At 63.0% G+C, this 21489-nt stretch carries 22 protein-coding genes; 10 read left to right on the top strand and 12 right to left on the bottom strand.

Annotation, left to right across the window (positions count from 1 at the left end; translation table 11 throughout):
- Positions 1-37 precede the first annotated feature (37 nt).
- The 6 genes from LB552_RS03350 to LB552_RS03325 all read left to right on the top strand — a co-directional run bounded on the left by LB552_RS03350 (position 38) and on the right by LB552_RS03325 (position 7300).
- Positions 38-2599 (top strand): FAD-dependent oxidoreductase, encoded by a 2562-nt coding sequence (locus LB552_RS03350; protein ID WP_224601875.1) that lies wholly within the window; start codon positions 38-40, stop codon positions 2597-2599.
- 130 nt (positions 2600-2729) lie between these two features.
- Positions 2730-3671: a phosphoribosylaminoimidazolesuccinocarboxamide synthase gene (locus tag LB552_RS03345; protein WP_224601873.1), complete on the top strand. Its 942-nt coding sequence runs from the start codon at positions 2730-2732 to the stop codon at positions 3669-3671.
- Between the two features lie 76 nt (positions 3672-3747).
- Positions 3748-4590 carry a DUF1194 domain-containing protein gene (locus LB552_RS03340; RefSeq protein ID WP_224601871.1) on the top strand — a complete coding sequence of 281 codons (843 nt, stop codon included), beginning with the start codon at positions 3748-3750 and terminating at the stop codon, positions 4588-4590.
- A gap of 133 nt (positions 4591-4723) precedes the next feature.
- Positions 4724-5674 (top strand): ABC transporter substrate-binding protein, encoded by a 951-nt coding sequence (locus tag LB552_RS03335; protein ID WP_224601869.1) that lies wholly within the window; start codon positions 4724-4726, stop codon positions 5672-5674.
- A 64-nt stretch (positions 5675-5738) separates the two neighbouring features.
- The gene (locus LB552_RS03330) at positions 5739-6512 is read left to right on the top strand and encodes an ABC transporter permease (protein ID WP_411965503.1); all 774 of its coding nucleotides are present in this window, start codon (positions 5739-5741) and stop codon (positions 6510-6512) included.
- A complete protein-coding gene (locus LB552_RS03325; RefSeq protein WP_140840046.1) occupies positions 6509-7300 on the top strand; it encodes an ABC transporter ATP-binding protein in 792 nt (263 codons plus the stop codon). Before LB552_RS03330 ends, LB552_RS03325 begins: the two co-directional genes overlap by 4 nt.
- A gap of 20 nt (positions 7301-7320) precedes the next feature.
- Here LB552_RS03325 and LB552_RS03320 read toward each other — a convergent pair whose 3' ends face one another.
- The 3 genes from LB552_RS03320 to LB552_RS03315 all read right to left on the bottom strand — a co-directional run bounded on the left by LB552_RS03320 (position 7321) and on the right by LB552_RS03315 (position 9235).
- Positions 7321-8259, bottom strand: coding sequence for a GlxA family transcriptional regulator (locus tag LB552_RS03320; RefSeq protein ID WP_263482302.1), 939 nt, complete (start codon positions 8257-8259; stop codon positions 7321-7323).
- 307 nt (positions 8260-8566) lie between these two features.
- Positions 8567-8701: a hypothetical protein gene (locus LB552_RS29600; protein WP_140749884.1), complete on the bottom strand. Its 135-nt coding sequence runs from the start codon at positions 8699-8701 to the stop codon at positions 8567-8569.
- 348 nt (positions 8702-9049) lie between these two features.
- A complete protein-coding gene (locus LB552_RS03315; protein WP_095764923.1) occupies positions 9050-9235 on the bottom strand; it encodes a hypothetical protein in 186 nt (61 codons plus the stop codon).
- Between the two features lie 219 nt (positions 9236-9454).
- On the opposite strand from LB552_RS03315, the gene LB552_RS03310 reads away from it, so the two are divergent.
- Entirely contained in the window at positions 9455-10354 is a 900-nt protein-coding gene (locus tag LB552_RS03310; RefSeq protein WP_095764924.1) for a LysR substrate-binding domain-containing protein, read from the top strand.
- Position 10355: 1 nt separating this feature from the next.
- On the opposite strand, the gene LB552_RS03305 is transcribed toward LB552_RS03310, so the two are convergent.
- Together LB552_RS03305 and LB552_RS03300 are read right to left on the bottom strand one after the other, a co-directional pair.
- A complete protein-coding gene (locus LB552_RS03305) occupies positions 10356-11318 on the bottom strand; it encodes an alpha/beta hydrolase (protein WP_224601865.1) in 963 nt (320 codons plus the stop codon).
- 309 nt (positions 11319-11627) lie between these two features.
- Positions 11628-11813, bottom strand: a complete 186-nt coding sequence (locus tag LB552_RS03300) for a hypothetical protein (protein ID WP_181174730.1) — start codon at positions 11811-11813, stop codon at positions 11628-11630.
- A gap of 337 nt (positions 11814-12150) precedes the next feature.
- Here LB552_RS03300 and LB552_RS03295 point away from each other — a divergent pair, with 337 nt between their 5' ends.
- On the top strand, positions 12151-13173 hold the full coding sequence (locus LB552_RS03295) for an acyltransferase family protein (RefSeq protein WP_224601862.1): 1023 nt from the start codon (positions 12151-12153) through the stop codon (positions 13171-13173).
- Between the two features lie 9 nt (positions 13174-13182).
- On the opposite strand, the gene LB552_RS03290 is transcribed toward LB552_RS03295, so the two are convergent.
- Positions 13183-15252: an ASKHA domain-containing protein gene (locus LB552_RS03290; protein ID WP_224601860.1), complete on the bottom strand. Its 2070-nt coding sequence runs from the start codon at positions 15250-15252 to the stop codon at positions 13183-13185.
- Between the two features lie 89 nt (positions 15253-15341).
- Here LB552_RS03290 and LB552_RS03285 point away from each other — a divergent pair, with 89 nt between their 5' ends.
- The gene (locus tag LB552_RS03285; protein ID WP_224601858.1) at positions 15342-15584 is read left to right on the top strand and encodes a hypothetical protein; all 243 of its coding nucleotides are present in this window, start codon (positions 15342-15344) and stop codon (positions 15582-15584) included.
- A gap of 79 nt (positions 15585-15663) precedes the next feature.
- Here the strand turns inward: LB552_RS03285 and LB552_RS03280 are convergent, their stop codons facing one another.
- From LB552_RS03280 to LB552_RS03255, 6 genes are all read right to left on the bottom strand, one after another.
- Positions 15664-16638: a methyltetrahydrofolate cobalamin methyltransferase gene (locus LB552_RS03280; RefSeq protein ID WP_095764928.1), complete on the bottom strand. Its 975-nt coding sequence runs from the start codon at positions 16636-16638 to the stop codon at positions 15664-15666.
- 140 nt (positions 16639-16778) lie between these two features.
- Positions 16779-17870 carry a methylenetetrahydrofolate reductase gene (locus LB552_RS03275; RefSeq protein ID WP_140840055.1) on the bottom strand — a complete coding sequence of 364 codons (1092 nt, stop codon included), beginning with the start codon at positions 17868-17870 and terminating at the stop codon, positions 16779-16781.
- Complete coding sequence (locus LB552_RS03270; RefSeq protein ID WP_224522699.1) at positions 17867-18457, bottom strand: methylenetetrahydrofolate reductase C-terminal domain-containing protein; 591 nt, start codon at positions 18455-18457, stop codon at positions 17867-17869. The genes LB552_RS03275 and LB552_RS03270 overlap by 4 nt, the downstream gene beginning before the upstream one ends.
- Positions 18450-18752 (bottom strand): virulence factor, encoded by a 303-nt coding sequence (locus LB552_RS03265; RefSeq protein WP_041003951.1) that lies wholly within the window; start codon positions 18750-18752, stop codon positions 18450-18452. The genes LB552_RS03270 and LB552_RS03265 overlap by 8 nt, the downstream gene beginning before the upstream one ends.
- Positions 18753-18886: 134 nt before the next feature.
- Positions 18887-19669, bottom strand: coding sequence for a formyl transferase (locus LB552_RS03260; protein WP_224545513.1), 783 nt, complete (start codon positions 19667-19669; stop codon positions 18887-18889).
- A 94-nt stretch (positions 19670-19763) separates the two neighbouring features.
- Positions 19764-20339 (bottom strand): DUF4893 domain-containing protein, encoded by a 576-nt coding sequence (locus tag LB552_RS03255; protein ID WP_224545514.1) that lies wholly within the window; start codon positions 20337-20339, stop codon positions 19764-19766.
- A gap of 238 nt (positions 20340-20577) precedes the next feature.
- On the opposite strand from LB552_RS03255, the gene LB552_RS03250 reads away from it, so the two are divergent.
- Entirely contained in the window at positions 20578-21489 is a 912-nt protein-coding gene (locus LB552_RS03250; RefSeq protein WP_224601856.1) for an NAD-dependent epimerase/dehydratase family protein, read from the top strand.

The following is a 21489-nucleotide window of genomic DNA, read 5'->3' as shown; positions in this document are numbered from 1 at the left end:
GCAAACGCGCCCGTCCATCATTCCGGAGTCGCGGGCAATGGCAGAGTTTCCCAAAAAGGCGAAGGTCGTCATCGTCGGCCTGGGCGGTATCGTCGGCGCTTCGGTCGCGCATCACCTGATCGAGCGCGGCTGGGACGACATCGTCGGCATCGACAAGTCGGGCATCCCGACCGATATCGGCTCGACGGCGCACGCCTCGGACTTCTGCTACACGACCAGCCACGACTTCCTGTCTTGCTGGACGACGCTCTACTCGATCGATTTCTACGAGAAGATGGGCCACTACGCCCGCGTCGGCGGCCTCGAAGTGGCGCGTGTCGGCGACGACGCCCGCATGGACGAGATCAAGCGCAAGATCGCCTCGGCAAAATCCTTCGGCACTCGCGCGCGGCTGATCGAGCCGGCCGAGATCAAGCAAAAATTCCCGCTGATCGAGGAGCATCTGGTGCAAGGCGGCCTGTGGGATCCGGATGCTGGCCTCGTCATCCCGCGCTCGCAGACGGTTGCCGGCAAGCTGGTCGACCAAGGTGTCGCGGCCGGCAAGCTCCAGGCTTTCGCGAACACCTCGGCCAAGGAACTGATCGTCGAGAACGGCCGTATCAAGGGCGTGGTGACCGAGCGCGGCACGATCGAGGCCGATTATGTGGTGGTCTGCACCGGCATCTGGGGCCGGCTCACCGCGGCGCTGGTCGGCGAGGACCTGCCGGTCATGCCGATCGACCATCCGCTGACGTTTTTTGGGCCATACAACGAGTTTGCCGGCACCGGCAAGGAGATCGGCTGGCCGCTCCTGCGCGACCAGGGAAACTCGGCCTATATGCGCGACACCGGCGATCCGAAAACCGCCGAGGGCGGGCAGATCGAATGGGGCTATTACGAGGAGACCAATCCGCGTCTGTGCCATCCGCGCGATCTTCTCGAAAAAGACGAGGCGCGGCTCTCGCCGTCGCAGCGCGACCTCGACATGGAGCAGATCATGGCGCCGCTGGAGCGCGCCATGGAGCTGACGCCGATCCTCGGTGAGCTCGGATATAACGAAGGCCATTCCTTCAACGGCCTGCTGCAGGTTACCACCGATGGCGGCCCGTCGATGGGCGAAAGCCAGAAGGTGAGGGGGCTGTGGTACGCCGTCGCCATTTGGGTCAAGGACGGCCCGGGCATGGGCAAGCTGATCGCTGACTGGATGACCGACGGCCGTACTTCGATCGACCATCACGCGATCGACTATTCGCGCTTCTACCCGCACCAGACCAAGGAACAGTTCATCTGGGATCGCTGCACCGAGACGGCGATGAAGGTCTACAATCCGGCGGTGCATCCGCGCGAGCCCTTCTCCAAGGGCCGCAACATCCGCCGCTCGCCGTTCTATGAGCGCGAGAAGGAACTCGGCGGCTATTTCATGGAGCTGGGCGGCTGGGAGCGCGCGCATGGCTACGCGGCCAACGAGCATCTGCTGGAGAAGTATGGCAACCGCGTGCCGGTGCGCGAGAACGAGTGGGACAACCGCCACTTCTGGCGCGTCTCCAACGCCGAGCACCTGGCGATGAGCGAGGATTGCGGCATCGTCAACCTGTCGCATTTCTCGATGTATGACATCGAGGGACCCGACCATGTCGCGCTGCTGGAATGGCTGTGCGCGGCCAAGATCGGCGGCGACAGCAATATCGGCAAGGGCATCTACACCCACTTCCTCGACGAGGAAGGCATGGTGCGCGCCGACTTCACCGTCATCCGCATGGCCGATCGGTGCCGGCTGATCGACGGCGCCGACGCCGGCCCGCGCGACTTCCGCTACATGCAGCGCACCGCGCAGGACAAAGGCTTCGACGTCACCGTCACCGACGTGACGGAGAAATACGTCACCATCGGCATCTGGGGACCGAATGCGCGCACGACCCTGCAGAAGGTGGTCGAGGATCCGAACGGGCTGACGCCGGAGAATTTCCCGTTCGCGGCAATCAAGCCGATCCGCATCGGCGGCAAGGACGTCACCGCCTTCCGCATCTCCTATGTCGGCGAGCAGGGCTGGGAATTGCATATGCGCTACGAGGATGGGCTCGCCGTCTGGGACGCGCTGCGCTCCACCGGCGTCATGCCGTTCGGTGTCGAGACCTATGCCAACACGCGCCGCATGGAAAAGAGCCTGCGGCTGCAGAACGCCGATCTGCTCACCGAGTACAATCTGCTCGAGGCCGACCTCGCCCGCCCGAAGGTCAAGGAGAACGATTTCTGCGGCAAGGCCAAGCATCTGGAGTATCGCGCCCGCGAGCATCAGCCGGCGATGCTGTGCACGCTGGTAATGACCGACAACAAGGACGCCAAGGGTGTCGCGCGATATCCGGTCGGCACCATGCCGGTGCTGGATCCCGCGACCGGCGAGACGCTGGTCGACGAGCTCGGCCGCCGCTCCTTCACCACTTCGGTCGCCTACGGCCCGACCATCGGCAAGAACATCGCGCTCGCCTATCTGCCCTGGGCCTATTGCCAGGAAGGCCGCAGGCTGCAGGTCGAGTATTTTGGCGAGACCTATCCGGTCGAGGTGGCCGGTGTCGGCTACAAGCCGCTCTACGACCCGGAGAACCTCAAGCCGAGGAGTTGACGACCGGCGCAATAGCGGCAACTGGTCGGAAAAGCTTTGGCCTTCCTCGGAAGGCCTTCAGGCTTGGCTTGATGTGCTGGGGGCCAACAGCTTATGTGGCCCATCAGAGCCCGCGAAAGCCACACGCCCCATGCGCATCCTGTCCGACGCCTTCATTCCCGAACTGCCCAACCGCTACAACGGCAAGGTGCGCGAAAATTACGATCTGCCGGACGGGCGCCGCATCATCATCGCCACCGATCGTCTGAGCGCGTTCGATACGATCCTGGCCTCGATCCCATTCAAGGGGCAGGTCCTCACCCAGACGGCGCGCTACTGGTTCGAGGAAACAGCCGACATCTGTCCCAATCACGTGCTGGAATATCCCGATCCCAATGTCGTGGTTGGCAGGCGGCTCGACATGCTGCCGGTCGAGATCGTGGTGCGCGGCTATCTGGCGGGGACCACCAGCACCTCGATCCTGACCAAGTACCGGAAGGGCGAGCGGAACTTCTACGGGCATAATTTCCCGGATGGGCTGCGCGACAATGAAAAGCTGCCGCAAGCGATCATCACCCCGACCAGCAAGGCCGCCAGCGGCGGCCATGACGAGCCTCTGTCGGAAGCCGAGATCATCGAACAGCGGCTGCTCACGCAGGCGCAGTGGGACACGGTATCGCGTTATGCGCTGCAGCTGTTCGCCCGCGGCCAGCAGCGCGCCGCCGAGCGCGGCCTGATTCTGGCCGACACCAAATATGAATTCGGCACCGCGCCGGACGGCGCCATCGTGCTGGCGGACGAGATCCATACGCCCGACAGCAGCCGCTACTGGATCGCGGCGAGCTATGACGAGGCATTCGAAAGCGGCGGGCGGCCGCAGAGTTTCGACAAGGATTTCATCCGGTCGTGGGTGTCGGCGCGCTGCGATCCCTACAAGGATCCGATCCCCAAAATTCCCGACGAGATCGTCAACCAGGCCTCGGCGGTCTATATCCAGGCCTATGAAGCGATCACTGGCGAGAAATTCGTGCCCGATCTTTCCGGTGACAGCGTCCTGGAACGCATCCGTTCGAATCTCGCGCGGTATTTTTAAGCGGTCCCGCGGCGGCGGAATCCGATGCCCGGATTCCCGGCTTTTGCGCGCGGCGATTTTCGCCTAACTTCGCTCCATGTCTGCTTATGCCCGTGCAAGGCATATTTTTTCAGGCAGTGCCGCGCTGGCACTGGCGCTCTGGCTGACACCGGCAGCTTCTCCCGCCGAGCCCGTCGATGTCGAGCTGGTGCTGGCGGTCGATGTTTCGCTGTCGATGTCACCGGCCGAGCTTGAGATCCAGCGTCATGGTTATGCCGCGGCGCTGACGCATGACAATGTGCTGAAGGCCATCGCCGACGGCGCCTACGGCAAGATCGCGGTAACCTATGTCGAGTGGGCAGGCACGACCTGGCAGCGCGTCATCGTGCCGTGGACGGTGATCGCCAACCGCGCCGATGCCGAGAAGGTGGTGGCGCAACTCGATGCCCGTCCGCCCGACAGCGCTCGGCGGACCTCGATCTCCGGCGCGTTGAGCTTCGGCAGCGACCTGTTCGCCGAGAGCGGATTCCAGGGAACCAAGCGCGTCATCGATATCTCGGGCGACGGGCCCAACAATCAGGGCGCACCGGTCGACCTCACGCGCGACGAGGTGGTCAAGCAAGGCATCACCATCAACGGGCTGCCGCTGATGACGCGCGGCGGTTTCAGCGGCGCCTTCGACGTCGAAAATCTCGACCGCTATTACAGCGACTGCGTGATTGGCGGACCGGGCGCCTTCATGATCCCGGTCAATGACTGGACGCAGTTTCCCGAAGCGATCCGCCGCAAGCTGGTGCTCGAGCTTGCCGGTCCCGCTTCGCTGCAATGGGCGGCGCAAGAGGCGGCGCATCCGCCGGTCGTGCTCGCCGACGACGGGCCGGCCGCGGATTGCCTGGCGGGCGAGAAGATGTGGCGCAACCGCGGCTGGGGCACGCCGTGAGCAATCGAGAAGCCCCTCAAGGTCCGCCGGCGGGCGTCGGATTGGACCATCGTCGAGTGCGGCTTCTGCTTCATTGACAAGCCTTTTGGGGTCTGTGAGACAATTCGCGCTCACCGCAAAAAGGGGAACCACAATGGTAAGAACCACCATTTTCGCGGCGGCGCTGACGGCGGCCGCCGTGCTCAGCGCGCCGGCGATGGCTGCGACGTCGCTCACCATCGGCATCAGCGGCTGGACCGGCTTCGCGCCCCTGACCTTGGCCAAGCAGGCGGGGCTTTTCGAAAAGCACGGGCTCAACGTCACACTCAAGAAAGTGCCGCAGGCGAGCCGTCCGCTGGCCATCGCCAGCGGCGACCTGCAATGCGCGGCGACCACGGTCGAGACCTGGATGGTGTGGAACGCCAGCGGCGTCACCACCAAGCAGATCTTCCAGCTCGACAAATCCTATGGCGCCGACGGCATCGTCGTGCGCAACGACATCAAGAGCGTCGCCGATCTCAAGGGCAAGAATGTCGCCTCGTCCGCGCCCGGAACCTCGCCCTATTTCCTGCTCGCCTGGGTGCTCAACAAGAACGGCATGTCGACCAAGGACGTGACCGTCGTCAACCTGGAGCCGGACGCGGCGGCGCAAGCCTTCCTCGCCGGCCAGAACGATGCCGCCGTCACCTATGAGCCCTTCATCTCAGCCGTGCGCGACAAGGCCGACCAGGGCCACATCCTGGCGACCACGCTCGATTATCCGATGGTGATGGATACGGTCGGCTGCACGCCGGACTTCCTCAAGGCCAATCCCGATGCCGCCAAGGCGCTCGCCGACAGCTATTTCGACGCGCTCGACATGATCAAGAAGGATCCGCAGAAATCCTACGAGATCATGGGCGCCGACGTGAAGCAGTCAGCCAAGGAGTTCGAGGAGTCGGCCAAGTACCTGAAGTGGGCTGACAAGGCCGAGAACAAGCAGTTCTTCACCAAGGATTTTCAGGACTTTTCCAAGACCGCGGCAGAGCTGCTGCTGCAAATGGGGCTGATCAAGGAAGCGCCGGATGTGTCGACGCTTGCAGACACCAGCGCGATCGCCGACTGATCGCGTATCGCCCGATCGGCGGCGTGACGCCGCCGATTCCTCCTCTCAAGGACTTTTCCTGATGCTGCGCCCCTTGCATCCCGTTGCGCCGGGCACGCGAACCGTGCTCGGCGTCGCCTTCTTCGTGCTGTTCGTGGCGTTCTGGGCGTGGATCACGCTCGGCAGCCATGTGAACCGGATCTTTCTTGCCGATCCGCTGTCGATGCTGAAGGATGGCTGGCGGTTGCTCGTCGAAGACCGGTTCTGGCTCGATATCCTGATCACTATCTGGCGCGTCTTCGGCGGCTTCGTGCTGGCGTCGATTGTGGCCGTGCCGATCGGCATCGCCATGGGCGCCTGGAAGCCGGTCGAAGCCTTCCTCGAACCGTTCGTGTCCTTTGCGCGCTACCTGCCGGCGTCGGCCTTCATTCCGCTGCTCATCCTATGGGCCGGCATCGGGGAACTCGAAAAGCTCCTGGTTATCTTCGTCGGCTCGGTGTTCCAGATCATCCTGATCATCGCGGTCAAGGTCGGCGGCACGAGGCGGGACCTTGTCGAAGCCGCCTACACGCTGGGGGCGACCGACAATGGCATCGTCAAGCGCGTCATCATGCCGGCCAACGCGCCGGAGATCGCCGAAACGCTGCGGCTGGTGCTCGGCTGGGCCTGGACCTATGTCATCGTCGCCGAGCTGATCGGCTCGTCGTCAGGTATCGGTTACATGATCATCAACAGCCAGTCGCGGCTGGCGACGGGACAGATCATCTTCGGCATCATCGTCATCGGGCTGATCGGGCTTCTGTCCGACTTCGCCTTTAAGGCGCTCAACCGCTGGCTCTATCCGTGGAGCCTGGCATGAGCAAGCTTCTGATCGAGCGCGTCTCGCGGACCTTTGCCGGGGTCGGGGGCGGCCAGCCGGTGCAGGCGCTGCAGCCGGTTGAGCTGTCTGTCTCGGCCAATGATTTCATCACCATCCTCGGGCCCTCCGGCTGCGGGAAGTCGACGCTGCTCAGGATCGTCGCCGGACTGGAAGCGCCGAGCACCGGCCGCGTGCTGCTCGACGGCAAGGCGGTCACCAGGCCGGGGCCGGACCGCGGCATGGTGTTCCAGTCCTACACGCTGTTTCCCTGGCTGACGGTCGCCGAGAACATCGGTTTCGGCCTGCGCGAGCAAGGCAGGCCCGAGCGCGAGCGCAACGAGATCGTCGCTTCCTATGTCGATCTCGTTGGGCTGAGGGGCTTCGAGAACCATTGGCCGAAGCAGCTGTCGGGCGGCATGCAGCAGCGCACGGCGATCGCGCGCGCCTTGGCCAACGACCCCGAAATCCTGCTGCTCGACGAACCGTTCGGCGCGCTGGACAACCAGACGCGCGGACTGATGCAGGAACTGCTGCTCGGCATCTGGGAGCGGCGCAAGAAGACGGTGCTGTTTGTCACCCACGACATCGAGGAGGCGATCTTCATGGCGTCGCGGGTGATCGTGATGAGCGCCCGGCCCGGCCGCATCAAGTCGGATGTCCCGGTCGACCTGCCGCATCCGCGCCATTACACGCTGAAGACCAGCCCGGAATTCTCCGCGCTGAAGGCGCAGCTTACCGAAGACATCCGCATCGAGGCAATGCGGACCGCGCAGGGGCAGTCCGCCTAGACGACTGCGCCTCTGCCCGCTTAAGCCGCCAGCAACTGCTTGCGGTCGACGCGCTCCTGCTGCGGCGAGCGCGCGTAGAGCTCGCGGTAGCATTTGGAGAAATGCGAGGCGGAGACGAAGCCGCAGGCCACCGCCACTTCGACCACCGGCAGCGACGACTGGATGAGCAGGTGCCTGGCGCGGTCGAGCCGGATCTCCAGATAGTAGCGGGCAGGCGAGCGGCCCATCTCGGTGCGGAACAGGCGCTCGATCTGCCGGCGGGAAAGATCGACATGGTCGGCGATCTCGATCAGCGACAGCGGTTCGGCTAGGTTGGCTTCCATCAGCTCGATGATGGTGAGCACCTTCGAGTTCTGAACGCCCAGGCGGGCGCGCAGCGGCAAGCGCTGGCGATCGGTCGGGCTGCGCACTCGGTCGGTCAACACCTGCTCGCAGACGCGGTTGACGAGGCTTTCGTCGAAATCGTCGCCGATCAGCTTCAGCATCATGTCGAGCGCGGCGGTGCCGCCGGCGCAGGTATAGACGTTCTGGTCGACCTCGAAGAGGTCGGCAAAGACATTGGCCTTCGGGAATGCCTCGGAAAAGCCCGGCAGGTTTTCCCAATGGATGGCGCAACGCTTGTTGGACAAGAGGCCGGCGGCGGCCAGGATATGCGCGCCGGTGCACAGGCCGCCGACGGCGACGCCGCGATTATACTCCTCGCGCAGCCAGGCGAAGGCCGATTTGTTGTGGTAGCGCTCGACATTGATGCCGCTGCAGACGATCGCCATGTTCGGCCGATCCGGCCCGGCCATCTTCTTGCGCTCTTCCTCGAGCGAGGTGTTGACGGCGCATTCGACGCCGTTCGAAGCGCGCACCGGTTTGCCGTCGATGCTGGCCAGCCGCCAACGATAGGCTTCGTAGCCGAGCATCCGGTTGGCCGAGCGCAGCGGATCGAGCGCCGTCGCAAAGGCGATCATGGTGAAATCGGGAATGAGGAAGAATACAAACGATCTCTTGATCGGATGCTTTACGGCATTCACGGGAAACCTCACGCAGCCATGACGCGAACAGGATGTCGCGAACAGCATAGCGACAACAGGAAAAATCATTCCTGTCAATCGGGTAGGCGGCTAAGTGAAGATTAAATTTGCGACATGGGTCGCAAATGGGCAATTCAGCTGGGCATAAAGCTCCATCGCCCGGGCAATGCAACGTCAACGCACATGAAAACGCCGCCTCGGTTCAACCGGGCGGCGTTGAATTCAGCTTTGGATGCCGATTGCCTCAGGCGACGAAGCCGAGACGGGCAGCATTCATGGCGCCGGTCTGGCCGGGCATGGTCTTGGCGAGACGCTGACGCTCGAGAGCGGTCGTCAGGTTCATTTCGCGGCGGGTGAACAGGCGGGCAAAAAGCTTCATCATCATCTCCATTCGGTTGCTCAGACGGGTCGCCTTCGCTTGATGGAGTGGGGCAGCTCGTTTGCTGGCGTGGATATAGGCTCGCTTCAGCAAAAACTAAATCGCAAAAGCGAAGCGCTTGTTATGAAAAGCGACATCATTTGCGACTTTTTTAGGCGGTGTGCTCAAAATTTCCGATAATTTACAGCGGCTTAATTCGAAAATTAACCCGCTATGCGACTTGTTCATATGCGTCATGCAGCGGCCGCATGGCTGGAAAAGTCATTTGAATGCAAATAAAAAGTCTCTAAACAAACGAAGGCCTGCCGAGCTGATCCGGCAGGCCTTCAGAACTCCATACACACTTGATTACTTCGCTCCGGCCCAGCTTCCAACACCGAGGCGCAAGCCGGTCTTGGCATCGGCGGCTTCCGGCCAGCCGATATCCTTCTGCAGTTCGATCGGCAGGGCATGGATCGCGCGTTCGGTCTGGTAGCGGGCGCGGGCCGCGCTGAATTCGGTCGCAAGCCGACCGATGGACGACAGGATAGACATTTCTTTCTCCTCTATGCGGGCAGGGAGGCGCCCGTCACTGCGTTAAGTCAGGTCTGTTTCAGCTTCATTTCACGTCGATTGCAGGACTGTGTCAGGGTCGTTTCATGGCTGCTTTTGGCAGCATCCTGTATCGATCGAGTTGACTATGCGCCTGGAGTGATGTTCAATCAAACGAAATGGAATGATGGATTGCATCAGAAAAATTGAAGGCAGGCTGCCATGAACGCCCCGCTCAATCATCCCTTGCCGCTGCTTGACCTCGATGTGCTGCGCACCTTCGTGGCGATTGCCGAGACCGGCAGCTTCACCACCGCCGCCAATGCGGTGTTCCGCACGCCGTCGGCCGTCTCCATGCAGATCAAGAAGCTCGAGGATATCCTCGGCCGTTCCGTCTTCGCGCGCGACGCGCGTTCGGTGACGCTGACCACGGATGGCGAGATGCTGCTCGGCTATGCGCGCCGGCTTTTGTCGATCAACCGCGAGGTGGTGTCCAAGTTCATCATTCCCGACATTGTCGGCGTGGTGCGGCTCGGTTCCCCCGACGACTATGGCGAACGCGTGCTGCCGCATGTGCTGAAGCGTTTTGCCCAGTCGCATCCCTCGATCGCCGTCGACGTCACCATCGACCAGAGCATCAATCTGCGGCGCCGCATGGACGACCGCGCGCTCGACATCACACTGCTCACCAATTCCTACAAGACCAGCGCGATCGGCGCTGAGGTGCTTTTGACCGAGCCGATCGTGTGGGCGGGCGCCAAGGGCGGCTGCGCGCATCTGCGCGAACCGCTGCCGGTGTCGCTGTGGGAAGAAGGCTGCGCCTGGCGGGCGGGAGCGCTCGAAGCGCTCGGGCGCGAGGGCCGCAACTACCGCATCGCCTATATGAGCGCACACACGGCCGGCCAGCGCGCCGCGATCATGGCCGACCTCGCGGTGGCGCCGCTGCCGAAGTCCTTCCTCGGCGACGACATGGTCTCGCTGGGCGCCAAGGACGGCATGCCCGAGATCGGCACCTACAATCTTGCCATGGTGGTGGCGCCTGATGCGAGCGCGCCGGTGAAGGCCGTGGCCGACCATATTCGGGCGACGTTCGAAGTGTTCCGGGAAACCGGCAAGTTCTGAACTATTCGGCCGCGGGCGCGGAGCGGGCTGCGAAAGCTGCTTTCGTCCTGCGTCGAGCGCGGGCTCGGGCTGGCGCCGGAACGCTGAGGAAATCGACGATGGAATCGCGAGCGCGGCGCGCCTCGGGCATCTCGATCAGCGGCCAGACGTGGAACATGCCTTCCTCGTAGACCAGGTCGACCTCGACACCGGCAGCACGCGCGCGTTCGGCGAAGATGAGATTATCTGGCGTCAGCATGTCGCGTGAACCGGTCAGCAGCAGCGTCTTGGGCAGCACGGACAGGTTGCCGTAGAGCGGGCTGATATGCCAGTCGGTGCGGTCGAAACCGGCGCTGTAGAGCCGCACCGCTTCCAGCCCACCCGCAATACCCAGCCACGGATCCTGCCGCTCGGCCTCGAAGACTTCGGGATTTGCAAGCGAAACGTCGAGACCGGGCGAGATCAGCACATGGCGCGACGGTGCCGGCAGCCCCTCCTCAGCGGCCATCATGGTCAGCACGACAGCCATGTTGCCGCCGGCGGAATCACCCATGAAGACGATGTCCTCGGCATCGGTCTCTTCGAGCATGCGCCGGTAGACGTCGCCAACCATGCCGAACATGTCATGGAAATTGTGCTCCGGCGCGATGGGGTAGACCGGCACGGTGATGCCGAAACCGAGACGCTCGGCCATTTCGGCGATCAGCCCCCAATGGTAGGACGTGATCTGAAAGACATAGGCGCCGCCATGCATGTAGAGGATGCGCCGGCTTTCGCCCGCCTTCGGCGCGATCTCATAGACGGGAAAGCCGTCGATCTCGGTCTCGGTGATGTCCAGCCGTGCCCTGAGCAAGGCAGGCGGATGATAGTCCTCGGTCTTACGGGCGTAGGCGATCCAGCGCTGCAGGTTCTCGGGACTGGAAAACGCCTTCTTGCGGCTGTGCCTGAGAACGAACGAAACGAGATGGCTTTTCAAACTGGGCATGCAGATACACGCGCTTCGGCAGAGCCGACTAAGAGAATTCCCCCGTTCTGCGAAGATTGTACCTCAGTTAAAAATGTCAAGGATCACGCTGGCACATCGGCGTGATCGGATGGTGCCGGTTCTTTGTTTGCGCGATTTCGGGCGGAAGGCCACGGCGAATTGTCGAGCCTAACCGCTGCGCATTTCTCCTGGCATTGGCCTAGCGCCGCTTCGACAGCAGCGTCGCGCGCAGTTTGTTGTCGCCGGCAGCCGGGGCCGCATTGCGGCCCCGGCGCTTGCCGAGCAGCTTGCATTTGTCGGCAAAGGTCATCAGCGTGGCGTGCCCAGAAGCAGCGCGTGAAGGGCTGCCTGCGGGTCGCTCGGCGGCGAGGCCGGCCAGCCGATATCCTTCTGGACATGCGCCGGCAGATCGTTGAGCGCGCGGATCGCCTTGTTCCTGGCATGAGCCTGCCTGATGGTGACACCGAAGCGGCTGAGATTTCCAAACATCGACATTTTCATCTCCCTTGAAGAGCGCGGCAGCCGAAGTTGCATGTCTTTGTCCCAAAGCCGCGAAGCGCTTTGGGCGACACCCACAATCTTCAGCCGCCGTGCGATGGCCGCTAAATGCGTCACGCATGTATCGGGTCGATTTCGCGAAAACAGCGTTTCCGTTTCGAGATCGCGTGGATTCGGAAACATTTGCATACAAATGAATTGAGCAGACCGGCGCGCCCGTTTCGATCCGAATAGCTGCCATCGGCGGTTGACAGAGGCGAGCAGCTGCATTGTTATTGTGCAATGCGGCGTGGGGCGTGTGCATCGCAACATGATGCGATCGGATCAAGGCATCGTGACGAGCATCCATAGTGTCCAATATCTGCGCGGCCTCGCCGCCTGCGCGGTGGTAGGCTTTCATGTCAGCGAGCAGTTCGGCGGTCCGTTCAACGTCGGAGCATCCGGCGTCGACGTCTTCTTCGTCATCAGCGGCTTCATCATGTGGGTGACGACGGCGGGCAGGCCGGCTGATCCTTGGCGCTTCATGGGGCGCCGGATCACCCGCATCGTGCCTCTCTACTGGATCGTCACGCTGCTGACCGCGGCCGGCATCCTGATCAAGCCGCAGTTCTTCTACGGCCATTTCTTCAGCGTCCCGAATTTCGTTGGTTCGCTGTTCTTCCTGCCGGTTCTGCAGGAGAACGCGCTGCATCCAATCGTCATACAAGGTTGGACTCTCTGCTATGAAATGATGTTCTATCTCGTTTTCGCGCTGGTTCTGTTTCTCGGGCAACGCTGGCGGTTCGGCGTCCTCGTGGGCGCCCTTGTTGCCATCGTCGCGCTGCATTTCGTGCTTCCTGCCGGATACGCACGCGCCTTCAGCGATCCTGTCGTGCTCGAATTCGCGGCCGGCGTCGTCGTGGGGCGTTTGTGGTTGCAGGGCGCCAGGCTGCCGCTCGGGGTGGGGCTGGCGATGGCTGGCGCGGGATTTCTTCTCCTTGCCGCTGGCCCGCTATTCGATGCTGATTTGCCGCGTGCCTTGCGCTGGGGACTTCCGGCCGCATTGATCGTGGCGGGCGCGGTTCTTGCCGAACGGTCGCGGCCGTTCAAGCCGGCTGCCTTGCCCACATTTCTCGGCGATGCGTCCTATTCGATTTATTTGTGGCATGTCGTGGTCGGCGTCCTGACGACTGGCGTCGTCCTGAGGACCGGCCTGCCGGCAGCGATGCAGCCGGCGACGATCCTGGTCGCCACGCTGGCGCTCTCGGCGATGCTATATCTGATCGTCGAAAAGCCATTGATCAGGCTGCTGCATCCGCAACGTCCCAAGGGCGCCGTCAAGGCAGTCAATGCCGCGGCCGCAGGGGCAGCGGAATGAACTGAAACGTTAGTCCCGACCGCGCCGTGCAGCACGCTCCTCGCGTGAACGCCGGCGTGGGGTAGCGTCACCGGCGGTGCCGTCCTCGCTCATCGCCTTGCGCGGCGGCAGCTTCACCGCGGCCGCCAGTTTCGGGAAGGGGTCGACCTTGTTCGGCAGCGCCATGGCGTAGACGAAGTGCTCCTGGAATTTCGGCTCAAGCGCCGTCTCGATCTTCTCGATCCTGCTCACCGTCTCCTCGATCTCGCGCCGGTAACCGCGATTGAGCAGCGCCATGCGCGCGCCGGCGCCGGCGGCGTTACCGACGGCCTGGACCTTGTCCAAGTCGCAATCCGGGATCAGGCCGAGCACCATGGCGTATTTCGGATCGATGAAAGAGCCGAAGGCACCGGCGAAATGGATGCGGTCGACATGGTCGGTGTGCTGCTTTTCCATCAGAAGCTTGGTGCCGGCATAGAGCGCCGCCTTGGCAAGCTGGATGGCGCGCACGTCGTTCTGGGTGATGGTGATCTTGGGCTCGCCCTCCTTCAGCACGTAGGAGAAGGTGCGGCCGTTGGGCACGATGCGCGGCGAGCGCAGGCCGAGCGATCCGTCGACGACGCCGTCTTCCGAGATGATGCCGGCGAGATACATCTCCGCCACCACTTCGATGATGCCGGAGCCGCAGATGCCGGTGACGCCGGTGGCCTGCACGCTGTCGGTGAAGCCAGGCTGATCGGACCACAGTTCCGAGCCGATGACCCGATATTTCGGTTCCAGCGTTTCGGGATCGATGCGAACGCGCTCGATGGCACCAGGCGCCGCGCGCTGACCGCCGGAGATCTCCGCGCCTTCGAAGGCCGGGCCGGTCGGGGAGGAGGCCGCCACGACGCGCGTGGAGTTGCCGAGCACGATCTCGGCGTTGGTGCCGACATCGACAATCAGCATCATCTCGTCCTGGCGGTGCGGGCCTTCCGACAGGGTGACGGCGGCCGCGTCGGCGCCGACATGGCCGGCAATGCAGGGCAGCATATAAAGGCGCGCGCCCTGGTTGAGCTTCAGGCCGATGTCGGAGGCCTTGATGCATACGGCGCCTGAGACGGCAAGCGCGAAAGGCGCGCCGCCCAACTCGGTCGGATCGATGCCGAGGAACAAATGATGCATGATCGGATTGCCGACGAAGACGGAATCCAGGATGTCGTTGCGCTGGACATTGCCTTCGGCGCAGACCTTGTCGACGAGGCCGGAGATCGCCTCGCGCACGGCGACCGTCATGCCTTCGCGGCCGTCCGGGTTCATCATCACGTAGGAGACGCGGCTCATCAGATCCTCGCCGAAGCGGATCTGCGGATTGGACGTGCCGGAGGACGCAGCAACGCGACCCGACAGCAGCGACACCAGATGCATGGCAATGGTGGTCGAGCCGATGTCGCAGGCAAGGCCGTACGCCTCGTTCTTCAGGCCGGGCCACAGCGCGATGACGCGCGCGATATCGCTGTCGGCGTCCTTGTGGATGGCGGCGGTGGCGGTCCAGTTGCCCTTGCGCAGAATGCCTTGCACCTGCGGCATGAGATAGAAGTCGAATTCGAGGTTCTTTAAACCCCAGTCCTTCATCAGGGCGATTTTCAATCGGTCGAGGTCGCCGAGGGGTTTGTGCATGTCGGGTTCTTCGATCTCGACATAGCACATGCGGATCGCCGTATCGCGGGCGATCACCCTGGTATCTGCGTCCTTGCGGATGGTCTGGGCGTTGATGACCGTGTCCTGCGGCACGTCAATGACGAGGTCGCCGAGGATCTGCGTCGAGCAGGAGAGGCGGCGCCGCTCGGGCAGGCCGCGCACGCGCTCATAGCGCTCTTCCTTGGCGCCCTTGGGCGAGATGTGGTCATTGGACGAGACGATTTTGTGCTTGGCGAAGTTGCCTTCCTGCACTTCGATCTGGCAGCGGCCGCAGGTGGCGCGGCCGCCGCAAACGCTTTCGACATAGACGCCGAGCTGGCGCGCGGCATCGAGCACCGGCGTGCCAACCGGAAAGCGGCCGCGCTTGCCGGACGGCATGAACAGCACGAGCGGATCGGTGATGTTGGGGGGAGGATTCATGCTGGCACGTGTCTCGATGGCAATCGCCGATGCCGTTTAACGGATCGTTTTACTATTGGGCGGAGAGTCCGTTGGTCCAGGGGCCAACCATGTCGGATCTGCTGCTCTCCGCCATCTTCACCGCGTTCACCATGGTGCGCGTGATCAAGGGCTCGTGGCTGCGCAATCCGCAATATCTCGCCACCGGGATCCTCGGCGCGATCGTCGGTGCGCTGCTGCTGCACGCGTTCTGGCCCGCCTATGACGATGATTTCATCGTCGGCGGCGTGACAGGCATTTTCGGATCGTGGGCGGGAATGGCGTTGTTCGACGCCATGTTGGGCGTCGCCTGAACGCAAAGCAGAGCTGTCCGGCCGCATCCACGATGCGATCGGACCAGCCTTGTTTGCGGTGCGGCTCACGATTGCGCGCTTATCCTCTGGCCATGCGGGCTTCGCGGCCGCCGCGGCGCCGGCCGCCATTGCCGTTACCTTCGCCCGGCGCATTGACGGCGGTCGGAGCCGCAACCGCTTGGCCGCCTTCGGCCGGCTTATAATCCTTGTAGGTGCGGATCCAGTTGGTGCAGTTCTCGTCGGTGCCGTTCAGCACATTGGCGCCGCGCACGGCTTCCATTTCCTGCGGACGGACCGGGTTCATGATTGCCGAGGTCATGCCGGCGCCGATCACCATCGGGATGAAAGCGGCGTTGATGCCGTGGCGGTGCGGCAGCCCGAAGGAGATGTTGGAGAGGCCGCAAGTGGTGTTGACCTTGAGCTCTTCGCGCAACCGGCGCAGCAGCGCGAACACCTGGCGTCCGGCATCGCCCAGCGCGCCGATCGGCATCACCAGCGGGTCGACGACGACGTCATGCGCCGGGATGCCGAAATCGGCGCAGCGCTCGACGATCTTCTTGGCGACGGCGAAGCGGACGTCCGGGTCCATCGAGATGCCAGTCTCGTCGTTGGAGATGGCGACGACCGGAACGTTGTATTTCTTGACCAGCGGCAGGATTGCCTCGAGCTTTTCTTCCTCGCCGGTGACGGAGTTGACCAGAGGGCGGCCCTTGGCGACCTTCAGCGCGGCTTCGATCGCGGCGCTGACCGAGCTATCGATCGACAGCGGCAGGTCGACCAGGCCCTGCACGATCTCCAGCGTCTGCACCAGAAGCGCCGGCTCGGTCGCATTGGGGTCGACCGCGGTGACGCCGGCATTGACGTCGAGCATAGTGGCGCCGCAGGCGGCCTGTTCCAGCGCATCCTTGATGACGGTCTCGAAATTGCCGGCCACCATCTCGGCAGCGAGCTTCTTGCGGCCGGTCGGGTTGATGCGTTCGCCGATCACGCAGAAGGGCTGATCGAAGCCAATTACGATTTCTCGGGTCGCCGAGGCGACGATGGTGCGGGTCATGCGATCTCTCCGTCGGGATATAAAGACTTCTTTATATCGTTATCTGATTTGGTTCAAGTGAATGCGTGCCGTCCGCGCTCTTAGGCTCTAGGTTCATGTGTGTCGTTGCCCAAACCGGTTCCCACTTTGGGCGACATACATCAATGCGCGGTCTTCACCATATCCACCTGGGTTTCGGTTATCTCGTCATGCAGCAGGTGGTCGAGCCGGTCGGCGACCAGCTGGTCGTCGCGGCGGATCTCCCGCTTCCAAGGTTGGCGGCCTTTCAGCACGCCGGATTCATCGACGATCTCGGCGACATATTCTTCCTGGCGATAGGCCATCACATGGATGCCGGCGACGCCCGGGATTTCCTTCACCTCGTTGATGATGTCGATGCAGAGCTGCTTGCCTTCCTTCTTCTGATCCTGCGCGCCCTCCAGCCGCTTGATAACCGCATCGGGGATGTGGATGCCCGGCACGTTGGAGCGGATCCATTTCGCGGTCTTGGCGGAGGCGAGCGGGCCGACACCGCAGAGCAGGAAGAGCTTTTCGGTGTGGCCGAGGTCGCGCGCCTTCTGCATGAAGGCTTTGAACATCGGCACGTCGAAGCAGTACTGGGTCTGGGCAAACTGCGCGCCGGCGGCGATCTTCTTGCCGAGATGGATCGGGCGGAAGTCGTAGGGCGGCGCGAAGGGATTGACCGCGCAGCCGAGGAAAACCTGCGGTGGCGTCGTCAGCTTGCGGCCGGACAGGAACTTGCCGTTGTCGCGCATGATGCGGATGGTTTCGAGCAGCGACATGGAATCGAGGTCGAATACCGGCTTGGCGCCGGGCTGATCGCCGGCCTGCACGCCGTCGCCGGTGAGGCAGAGCATATTGGCGACGCCCATCGCGGCGCCGCCCAGCACGTCGCCCTGGATGGCGATGCGGTTCTTGTCGCGGCAGGCGATCTGCATGATCGGCGCGTAGCCCATGCGGGTGAGCAGCGCGCAGATGCCGACCGAGGACATGTGGCAGTTGGCGCCCGAGGCATCGACCGCGTTGATGGCGTCGACCCAGCCGTCGAAGATCTTGGCGCGGTTGTAGACGTCTTCGGGATCGGCGCTGTCGGGCGGATTGAGCTCGGTCGTTACAGCAAACTCGCCGCGGCGCAGCACGCGCTCCAGCCGGCCGCGCGACGTGTGGCCGGGCAGGGGCTCGAGCGGCAGGTGGATGCCGGCCGGGTTCTCGTCGATCTGGCGGATGGTCATGCCGAAGCTCCGGGATTCTTGGCCGCTTCGCGCGCGGCGGCGGCCTGCGCGGTCACGCGGAGCCAGGCCGAGGTTTCGCGCAGCGACTGATCGACCGGCTTCTGCACGGTGAGGATCTTGTCGCCGTGGACCATGTTGCGCGAGCCTTCCCAGGCCTTGACCCAGACGCAGGGCATGTCCGGCTCGACTTCGCAATTGCCGTTGGCGCGCACGCCGCCGCAAGGACCGTTGCGCAGTTGCTTGGGGCAGTTCATCGGGCACGACATGCCGGTGGAGGAGAGCACGCATTGGCCGCACATGCGGCAGTCGAACATGAAGCCCTTGACCCGCTTCTCGACGAATTTCACCGGGGCTTCGACGCGGCCGTAGCCGATGCCTTTCCACAGAGGGTGCAAGAGGAGGAAGACGTCGGCGAACCTGCTGTAAAACCACTCGAGCAAGCGCGAGTGCCGGACCGACCAAAGCCGTACGGCAAAAGTGCGCTGGACACGGCGCTGCGGCGACACGTCGGCCGGTTTGTAGTCGGATTTCGGCGCTGCCTTCTTGACCAAGGTGGCCTGGGTGACCGCCGGCTGTTGCTCAGACATTTTCTTTCCCGCCAGCCTTGACCAGAGCGACCAGCCGCTCTCGGTCATATTTCGCGTCGAGTTCCTGATAGGCTTTCTCAACCTCGGCCTCGATGTCGTCGCCGACCGGAACCGGGTCGGCCTTGCGCCATTCCGCCAGATAGTCGTCGGTGCCGCCAGCGCCGGTGCGCATGGCGCACATGTCTATCGCCTCAGTGAAGCGCAGCGGCAATTCGCGCTTGGCGTTCTGCCGGCCCTTCTTGACGATGACCTGGGCTGGGATGTCGCGCCAGTAGACGACGATCAGATCGGCCATGAATTCTCAACTCCTCGAAGTCATGGAGCATTGCCGCATGCGTGGTTGAGCCGCTTGTTATGGGACGACGCGCGCGCCTTCAAAAGCGACGCTGGCGATGGCGCAAAGCGAATGCTGAAATCCGTTGCGACTGATCACCAGACGCGCTTGGTCAGGCCGGTCCAGAGATAGAACCAGATCGTCGGGTGATACCATTGCTTCGATGGCAGGCCCGTATCGATCGTTTCCAGTCTGCCGGCCAGCGCATTGCCGACCGCCTCGACGCAGATATCGCGCGAAAAGGCTGCCTGCCGCAGCGCGTAGCTGGCGATCGTATCGCCGGTCTTGGGCCTGCCGCGCGCCTGCTTCAGCACGCCGCCGGTGTCGACGCCGGCATCGACCAGGTGAACGGTGGTGCCGAAATTCCCTTGATCGCCGAAGGCCAGCGCCCAGTAGCCGCCATTCATGCCGCGATATTTCGGAGCGATGCCGGCATGGTAGTTGAGCACTGGGCAAGGCATTCTTGCCAGCGTTTCCTTCGACAACAGCCTGCAGCCGGCAAGCAGCACCACGCCCGGATTGATCCTGGCGACCGCCTCGAGGCATTCGGGCCCGTTGGCGGATGGCACATGGATGATCACCTGACCTTGCCGCGGTTCAGTGTCGAGCTTCTCCTCGGCGATCAGCCTCTCGGCATGACCGGCGAGGAACCGCTTGCCGAGCCTGGTCAGCACCATCGTGCCGAGCTGGCCTATGGCCGAGATCCAGCCCTGACGTCGCGCACGGCGGATGAGCAGGCGCTTTTTGGATTCGGCGGATTCGAGGATGACGCTGACGGGACCGACACGGTCGGCAAGCGCATTGATGATGGCCCAGATATGCGGGCCACCTTCGGTGACGACCACGATCGGTCGCGTATTCGAGTCCGACGCTGCCACGGCACCCACCCGCTTGAAATCGCGCGCATGCTATGCGGAGCAGGTTAATCCTTGGTGTGACGGCGCCGTTTCAACGAGGCAGCAGAGGACGGGCTCAGCGCTTGAATTCCATGATGTCGAGTTTCGATTCGTAATAGGGCGCCGGGAATTCGATCCGCCACTCGGTGGCGCTGTTGCGGAAGGCGTAGCCGACCTGGTCGCTTTCGAGACCGCTGCCATAGGGCTTGGCCTTGTCATCATTGACCGAGAACGAGCCGAGATAGATGGAGCGTTTCTCGCCGTCGTCGAAGAAGCGGCCGGTTGTGCGCTGCGAGCCGCTGATCTTGGCGAGGCGCCAACCGGAGCCGTCGTCGGTCACCTTGCACTTGAACCAGCCATAGATGATGAGCGGGCTCAGGCCGCCCGCCTTGATGGTGCGGCACTTCCAGTTGCCGGTGAGATCCTTGTCGGAGAAGGCGACAAGAGGTCTGGCGAGCAGTTCGTCCAACTGCTTGACCTCGGACGGATCGCCGGCTTTTGCCGCCTCGAGAGCCGCCTTGCGCGTCTCGCCATATCTATCCAGTCGCGTCTTGTCGGCGGCGGTGATCAGCTTCTGCACTTCGCCGTCGGCAAGGGACGGCAAAGTGAGGGCTACGACACCGAGGGCGGCAAGGAACAGGCGAGCCATCATGAACGTGTTTCCTCAAATCAATAGCTGGAACAAAGTTCTTTCTATCGCTGACGCACAACTTACCGGTTCGCGCTCACCTGTCATCCGTGCTTTACAGCGTGAGCCAGAGCCGGATGATTTCAGGTCGGGTCGACCTGAAATCTGAATCCGGCTCCAAATCAAAGAGATAGAGCATGATGTCGTCCGAAAACCGCTCCACACTTTTCGGCATCATGCTCTAGAAAATGGCGGTTGATCGATGCGAATCTTGCTCACGGGATCGTCCGGCTGGTTGGGCAGCGCGCTTCAGCCAAGGCTCGAAGCGCTCGACCATGAGGTGGTCGGTCTCGATCCGGTTGCCTCGGCGCGCACGCAGGTCGTCGGCTCGATCGCGGATCGCGATCTTGTCCTGAAGACCGTCCGCGAGAACAGCATCGAGGCCATTATTCACAGTGGGGCGCTGCACAAGCCGAATATCGAGCATCATGAGAACACGGCCTTTATCGCCACGAATGTGCAAGGCACGCTCAATCTGCTCGATGCTGCCGTGGCCTGCGGCGTGCAACGCTTCGTCTTCACCTCGACGACGTCGCTTATGATCTCGCAGGCAATCCGCGCAGGGTTCCAGGGCGGCGCGCGCAAGGCCGCCTGGCTGACGGAAGAGATGTCGCCTGAGCCGCGCAACATCTATGGCGTGACGAAACTCTCGGCCGAGCATCTCTGTCGCCTCTACCATATCGAGCATGGACTGCCGGTGGTGGTGCTGCGCACGGCGCGCTTCTTTCCCGAGGCGGACGACATGGCGCATGCCATCGAGCAGTCCGATGCCAACACCAAGGCCAACGAGTTGCTGTTCCGGCGACTGACGGTGGAGGATGCGGCGGAAGCCCATGTGGCGGCCCTGGAGAAGGCGCCGAGCCTTGGCTTCGACATCTTCATCATCTCGGCGCCGACGCCGTTCCGGCCGCAGGATTGCGCCGAACTGATCGCCGACGCGCCGTCCGTCGTCGCGCGCTATTTCCCGGATTATTCGAGGCTCTATGCGAGGAAGGGCTGGACGATGTTTTCCTCGATCGACCGCGTCTACGATCCGTCGCGGGCGAGAGAGCGGCTGGGCTTCGTCTGCAGGACCAGCTTCGCCGATGTGCTTGCAGCGCTGGAAGAGGCGTGA

The organism is Mesorhizobium sp. CA7 (assembly GCF_020165015.1).
Taxonomy (GTDB): Bacteria; Pseudomonadota; Alphaproteobacteria; order Rhizobiales; family Rhizobiaceae; genus Mesorhizobium.
This window is presented reverse-complemented; position numbering and strand designations above follow the sequence as displayed.